Annotated in this window: 2 protein-coding genes; both read right to left on the bottom strand. The window is 54.4% G+C overall.

The annotated features are described in order from the left end of the window. Positions 1-34: 34 nt before the first annotated feature. Positions 35-919 carry an IS3 family transposase gene (locus tag H535_RS28770; RefSeq protein ID WP_026821183.1) on the bottom strand — a complete coding sequence of 295 codons (885 nt, stop codon included), beginning with the start codon at positions 917-919 and terminating at the stop codon, positions 35-37. Then, on the bottom strand, positions 916-1,218 hold the full coding sequence (locus H535_RS29740; RefSeq protein ID WP_211236666.1) for a transposase: 303 nt from the start codon (positions 1,216-1,218) through the stop codon (positions 916-918). The genes H535_RS28770 and H535_RS29740 overlap by 4 nt, the downstream gene beginning before the upstream one ends. Between the last annotated feature and the right edge of the window lie 53 nt (positions 1,219-1,271).

Genomic DNA, 1,271 nt, shown 5'->3' with positions numbered 1-1,271 from the left:
TGAACCGTTTCCAGTTTGTGGGACACCGGTGTATTTAGGCTGCGATTTTCCCATTGTTTTTATATGCTATTTCGTATTCATTCGGTGTCACATAGTCGAGAGTCGAATGAAGGCGTTTTCTATTGTAGTAGATCTCGACGTATTCGAAAACCTCTTTGCGTACCTCATTCAGCCGCGTCCAGGGTTTACGATAAATCAGTTCCTTCTTGATCGTGGCAAAAAACGATTCCGCCGCAGCATTATCGTAGCAAGACCCGGTTCTGCCCATAGACCGGGTCACGTTATTCTTCCTGCAGAATTTAGCGAAATCGTTGGAGGTGTATACAGATCCACGGTCGGAATGGAAGATAACACCCGCAGCAGGCCGCCGGGTTTTCAGGGCGTTCGATAACGCGGCCTCGACCAAAGATTCACGCATATGATCAGCCACCGAGTAGCCCACGACCTTCCGGGAGAACAAATCAATGACCGTGGCCAGGTACACCCAGCCGGTGCCGACCCGGATATAGGTGATATCTCCAACCCACCGTTGATCCGGTGCCCCGGCGGTGAAGTCCCGCCCGATCAGATCCGCCACCTTCGGTGCATCGGGGTCGGCGATCGTGGTCTGTCTGCGTGGGCGTGGGTGGCAACATACCAGTCCCGCCTGACGCATCAGCCGCCAGACCCGCTTGACGCTGGTGGCCACTTCAGAGCGGGCCAGCCAGGCCTGCACCGCACGAGCCCCCACCCGGCCTTTCTGCCGAGTGAAGTAGTCACTGATCATCACCGTCAACTGCCGGTCCCACCGGTCATGGTCGGACTCTTCGCCGCTGAACCACCGGTAGTACCCGGATTTCGAGACCCCCAAGTATTCGCACATGAAACGGATGGAAAATTCGCCTTCGTCAGCCCAGCCGGCAATGGCAGTGTAAATCACTGTTCGTCCTTCGCCAGCCAGGCTGCGACTTTTTTTGCGAACCGCAATTCCATCTCCTGATGGGAAAGCCGCTTGTCTTTATCCTTAGCCTCTGCGCGTAAACGAATCAATTCCCGCCGCTCACTTTCGTTCAACGGCTCGTCTTCATCCGGTTCAGGCAAACTCTGCCTCCATTTCTTCACCCAGTTACCAAGAGTCGTCGACCCTATACCGAGATCCTCAGCAACACCGGCAATCGTTGCTCCATCATTGTTCACCAATTCTACCGCGTGCTTCTTATACTCATCAGTAAACTTCACCCGAGCTGAACCCATAACTAACCAACTCTCCGCAGAAAGCAGCTAAACCACCC

Source organism: Arthrobacter castelli DSM 16402, from assembly GCF_000430705.1.
Lineage (GTDB): Bacteria > Actinomycetota > Actinomycetes > Actinomycetales > Micrococcaceae > Arthrobacter_C > Arthrobacter_C castelli.
Note: the sequence above shows the minus strand (reverse complement) of the source record. Positions and strands in the feature narration are given on the sequence as shown.